A 5,164-nucleotide genomic window follows, 5' to 3' on the forward strand; every position below is an offset into this window, starting at 1 on the left:
TCCACCAGGGCCCGCTGGTAGCTCAGATTGGTGAACATGCGCGCAGAAGCCTGCTTGTGCGGATCAGCCGTATACACGCCGTCCACACCGTTCTTGCCCATAAGGACCTCGACGCAATGTATCTCCAAGGCCCGCTGGATGGAGACCGTGTCGGTTGAGAAGTAAGGCATGCCCGATCCAGCGCCGAAGATGACCACGCGTCCCTTCTCCAGGTGACGTATGGCTTTGAGCGGGATGTAGGGCTCGGCCACCTGGCCCATGGTGATGGCTGTCTGCACCCTGGTGGCCTGACCATCCTGCTCCAGGAAGTCCTGCAAGGCCAGGCAGTTCATGACTGTGCCCAGCATGCCCATGTAGTCACCGCGCGAACGTTCGATTCCGGCCTGACTGAGCTCAGCTCCGCGGAAGAAGTTGCCGCCGCCCACCACAATGGCCACCTGAACGCCGCCCTGCACCGCCTGGACGATCTCCTTGGCCACCCGCTTGACCACCTGCACGTCAATACCGACCTCGCCTCCCCCGAAGGCCTCTCCGGAGAGCTTGAGCAGCACACGACGAGGCGATGCTGGGGTTTGCGTTGAATCGGATCCGGTCATAAAAGCCCTTTCTCCAGACATGATGATGGGCGGAATACGCCGCTAATTAGGGTATCTGGGCTGGGCGACAACCCCTCCCTGAGCAGGCTCAGGGAATTGACCTAGGAAAAAGGGGAGCGGCCACGAAAGCCACTCCCCTACTATCAATACCGATCATCTACCTATTCCTCAGGCAAGATCAGGTAGAACAACCCAGGGCATTGCTGGTCTGCTAACTACTCCTCGTCGCCCTTGCCGACCTCGAGACGGGCGAAGGCCAGAGCCTTGCCGCCAGCCTGCTTGAAGAGGTCGCCAATGGTCTTGGAGGTGTCCTTGACGTACTGCTGCTCCAGCAGGACGGTCTCCTTGAAGAAGGCGTTCAGACGCCCCTCGACGATCTTGGGAATGATCTTCTCGGGCTTGCCTTCGGCCTGTGACTTCTCGGTGGCCACGCGACGCTCGGACTCCACCACGTCAGCCGGCACATCCTCGCGGCTGAGCCACTTGGGGCTCATGGCGGAGATCTGCAGGGCCACCTCATGGGCGACCTGGGCACCAGCCTCATCAGTGGCAATCATGGCCACGATGGATGGGGGCATCTCCACGGACTTGCGGTGGGCGTAGATCTCCACACGGGGACCTTCGACCCGGGCCACCTGGCCGACCTTGACGTGCTCGTGGAAGAGCGCACCAGCCTCCTCCACGGTCTCCTTGACGGTGCCGGACCTGGATGGAGCGGCATCGACCTGCTCGGCGTTGGAGGCATCAGCCTTGGCCACGTCGTCGATGACCTCCTGGCCGAACTCGACGAACTGAGGGGTCTTGGCCACGAAGTCAGTCTCAGAGTTGAGCTCGACGGCATAGCCGATCTGGCCCTGTCCACCCTCGACGACGGTGGAGGCGATCAGGCCCTCCTGAGCCTTGCGGCCCTCACGGGCGCCTGCGGCCTGGATGCCGGTGGCGCGGATGATCTCCTTGGCGCGGGCCATGTCGCCCTCGGCCTCGGTCAGGGCCTTCTTGACGTCCATCATGCCGGCGCCGGTCTGGTCACGCAGCTCCTTGATCAGTGCAGCGGTGATTTTTGCCATGAAACTCTCCTATCTAGACGCCAGATTTCAGGCGGCCTGATTAGCAGCGGGGGTCTCCTGCTGCGGTTGCGCGGGCTGCTCCGCCTGGGGAGCCTGAGCGGTCTCCTGGGCCTGCTCTTGTGGCTGTCCGTCCTTGTTCTCCAGCAGGTTCTTCTCCCACTCGGCCATGGGCTGGTCGGAGGCCTCCTCGGTCTTGGCTGCCTTGCCAGAGCGCTCCAGCAGGCCATCAGCCACCGCATCGGCCATCAGCCGAGTCAGCAGCTCAACACCTCGAATAGCATCGTCGTTGGCAGGAATAGGGTAGGTGACAAGCTCAGGATCCGTGTTGGTGTCCACCAAGGCCACGACCGGGATGCCCAGCTTGTTGGCCTCGGAGACAGCCAAGGCCTCCTTGTTGATGTCGACTACAAACAGTGCCGAAGGGGTGCGGCTCATGTTGCGGATGCCGCCTAGCTGACGCTCCAGCTTGTCCTTCTCGCGCCGCAGGAGCAGGAGCTCCTTCTTGGTCAGCCCCGAGCCGTGCACGTCGTCGAAGTCCATCTCCTCCAGCTCTTTCAAGCGGCCAACACGCTTGGTCACGGTCTGGAAGTTGGTCAGCATGCCGCCCAGCCAGCGCTCGGAGACATAGGGCATGTTCACCCGGGTGGCCTGAGCCTTGATGGCCTCCTGGGCCTGCTTCTTGGTCCCCACGAAAAGCACGGTGCCGTTGTGGGCCACGGTCTGCTTGATGAAGTCATAGGCCTGGTCGATCAGACCTAGCGACTTGAAGAGATTGATGATGTGGATGCCGTTGCGCTCCATCAGGATGTACTGCTTCATCTTGGGGTTCCAACGACGGGTCTGGTGTCCGAAGTGGACGCCGGCCTTCAGCATTTCGCTCATGGTGATCTGTGCCATGTCCGTACCTTTCATTGTCGGTTATTGCCTGGCCATGTGCACCTGCGTGCAACTCCGAAGAGCCGACCGACACAGGACGTCGCGGACATGGCGCGAATTTACGGCGTGTGTTTGAGGATACTCTTGGCGCGCCTGCCCACCCGTGACAGCGGACCTGCGCAATGACACGCCGAATTATTATGATACCCGAGGCCAATGACCTCGGGTACCGTGTTCGTCCTCTGCCTACCTGGCCGATCTCAGCTGCTGCATAGCCTTGCGGCGGACATCGCTCTCCAGCCGATCCACATAGACATGGCCGTCCAGATGATCGCACTCATGCTGGATCATCCGCCCCATGATGCCATGGCCTTCTAGAGTCACCGTCTTGCCGTCCAGATCGATGCCGTGGGCTCGGGCGTAGTCGGCCCGCCTGGTCGGATACCAGAGGTTGGGCAGCGACAGGCACCCCTCCTCGCCATACTGCTCGCCGGAGGTCTTGTCGATGACCGGATTGATGATGTAGCCCACCTTGCCGCCGATATTATATGAGAAGACGCGCAGGCCCACGCCAATCTGATTGGCCGATAGTCCTGCCCTGCCCGGATCGTCGACAGTATCCACCAAGTCACGCACCAGACTGCGCACAGCCGGGGTGATGCTGGTCACAGGATCGCAGGGGGTACGCAAAACCGGATCGGGAACCACTCTGATTGTACGAATCGCCACTACCTACTCCTCGTCATCCCGGCCGTCGCGGCCGTCCTTCTCGTCCTCCTGGGCTGCTTCCTCCTCCTGGCGGCCTTCACGCTTGCGTCCGGTCATGCTGGCCAGGGAATCGCTCATGGTGGTCCGTGCCCTGCTGACGATGTCGTTCTCCTTGACAGCGGGTTTGACTGGCGTCCTGGGCGCATAAAGGACCTTGTCCACAAGTTCGGCATACTGACGGAGCACCTCGGGGCGCACCACCTTCAGGCTGGGGGTCAGGGTACCGTCCTCCTGGCTAAAGTCCTTGTCCAGCACCAGGAACTTGCGCACCGACTCGGCCCGTGAGACGTTGCAGTTGGCCTTGTCTACATACTGCTGGATGAAGGCATGGATAGCATCGTTATGGCTGGCCTGCTCCATGCTCATATCAGCATCTAGGCCCTGGGAGGTCAGCCAAGATTTTAGCATTCCGGCATCCAGCGTGACCAGGGCGCCAACGAAGGGTCTGCCGTCGCCCACGACCACGGCCTGAGAGACTATCGGACAGGTGCTGATCACATCCTCCAAAGGCGCCGGGCTTACGTTCTTGCCGCCGGCTGTGATGATGACATCTTTCTTGCGGCCAGTGATGAAGACGAAGCCCTGGTCGTCGATTTGGGCCAGATCGCCGGTATGCAGCCAACCGTCCTTATCAAGTACGGTGGAATCCAGCTCGGGCTGGTGGTAGTAGCCCATGAAGACGCTGGGGCCCTTGACCAAAAGCTCATCGTCGTTGCTCAGCCTGACCGTGATGCCCGAGCCAGGTCGACCGACCGACCCAACTTCGTTGGCATCCTCGAAGTTGACAATGCAGGGGGCCGCCGTCTCGGTCATTCCGTATCCCTGAATGAAGGTAATCCCGTCGATTCCGTTGAAGAAGTGGGCCAGGTCTGCGTTCATGGGTGCGCCGCCGCAGGCCAGATAGCTCAGATTGGAGCCCAGGGCGGACTCGATCGTGTTGCCGACGGTCTTGGTGTAGAAGGCATGGGCCAGGCGAGTCAATGGCGAGTGGCCGCGCCCCTCCTGCTCATCCTTGGACCACTTGATGAAGTGCCTGGTGGCCTTGGCAAAGACCTTGCCTGCCAGACCTGCACCGGCCTTCTGTGAGGCAGCATTGTAGACCTTCTCGAAGACGCGTGGCACACCCAGCAGATAGGTGGGCCGGAAGGTGCGCAGGTCAGTCAGCAGGTGTTTGGCGTTAGAGACGTATCCGACCACGCCTTGAGCGCCTATGGCCACGTACTGGATGTAACGGGCGAAGCAGTGGGCCAGGGGCAGGAAGAGCATCAGGCGGGAGGGGGCTGCCAGCATGTGGTAGAGCACATCCCAGCCCACGAAGACGATGTGGACAAAGTTCCGGTTGGAAAGCATGGCGCCCTTGGGCTCACCGGTGGAGCCCGAAGTGTAGACGATTGTGGCAAGATCGTCGGCCTTGACCTGGGCGATGGCCTGATCCAGGCGTTCGTCGTCAATCCCCTGGCCGAATTCGCTGACTGCATTCAGACCCCCCGCCTCGAAATTGAATACATACTTGAGCTTGGGCGATGACCCCCGGACCTGCTCAAGGATCTGCGCATGCTCCGAGTCGCCTGCAAACGCCAGGACGCAGTCCACGTCCTGAACGATCTTCTGGGCCTGGCTAGGCGAGTCGGTCTCATAGATGGGCACAGAGACCGCCCCGATGGCGGCACAAGCGAAGTCCGTGACTCCCCAGTCGTAGCTAGTAGAGGCATAGATGACTACGGTGCTGCCTTTTCCCACACCCAGGGCCATCATGCCTTTGGCCACGGCGCGAACCCGTGCGGACATCTGCCCGGCCTTGACATCGTGCCAGTTTCTGGTCATGGGATCCTGCCACTGGGCAACCAGCTCCTCAGG

Annotated in this window: 5 protein-coding genes; all 5 read right to left on the reverse strand. The window is 61.2% G+C overall.

Features of this window, described 5'->3' with window-relative positions; translation table 11 throughout:
• Nucleotides 1-596: uridine monophosphate kinase (locus AC0AP0_RS08740; RefSeq protein WP_490430187.1), on the reverse strand; the 596-nt coding region annotated here is incomplete at its 3' end.
• 215 nt (nucleotides 597-811) lie between these two features.
• Nucleotides 812-1,663 carry a translation elongation factor Ts gene (tsf, locus tag AC0AP0_RS08745; protein WP_490430188.1) on the reverse strand — a complete coding sequence of 284 codons (852 nt, stop codon included), beginning with the start codon at nucleotides 1,661-1,663 and terminating at the stop codon, nucleotides 812-814.
• Nucleotides 1,664-1,690: 27 nt separating this feature from the next.
• Nucleotides 1,691-2,560 carry a 30S ribosomal protein S2 gene (rpsB, locus tag AC0AP0_RS08750; RefSeq protein WP_490430189.1) on the reverse strand — a complete coding sequence of 290 codons (870 nt, stop codon included), beginning with the start codon at nucleotides 2,558-2,560 and terminating at the stop codon, nucleotides 1,691-1,693.
• Nucleotides 2,561-2,785: 225 nt separating this feature from the next.
• Entirely contained in the window at nucleotides 2,786-3,268 is a 483-nt protein-coding gene (locus AC0AP0_RS08755) for a peptide deformylase (RefSeq protein ID WP_015021747.1), read from the reverse strand.
• A 3-nt stretch (nucleotides 3,269-3,271) separates the two neighbouring features.
• Nucleotides 3,272-5,164, reverse strand: a 1,893-nt coding sequence (locus tag AC0AP0_RS08760) for an AMP-dependent synthetase/ligase (RefSeq protein WP_490430190.1), incomplete at its 5' end; no start/stop codon positions are given.

The sequence above is a fragment of the Bifidobacterium sp. POST2/T3 (B1) genome, from assembly GCF_058197115.1.

Bases quoted from the DNA above. Each gene is read 5' to 3' on its own strand.
- rpsB (WP_490430189.1), bottom strand. From the start codon at position 2,560: ATGGCACAGATCACCATGAGCGAAATGCTGAAGGCCGGCGTCCACTTC.
- tsf (WP_490430188.1), bottom strand. From the start codon at position 1,663: ATGGCAAAAATCACCGCTGCACTGATCAAGGAGCTGCGTGACCAGACC.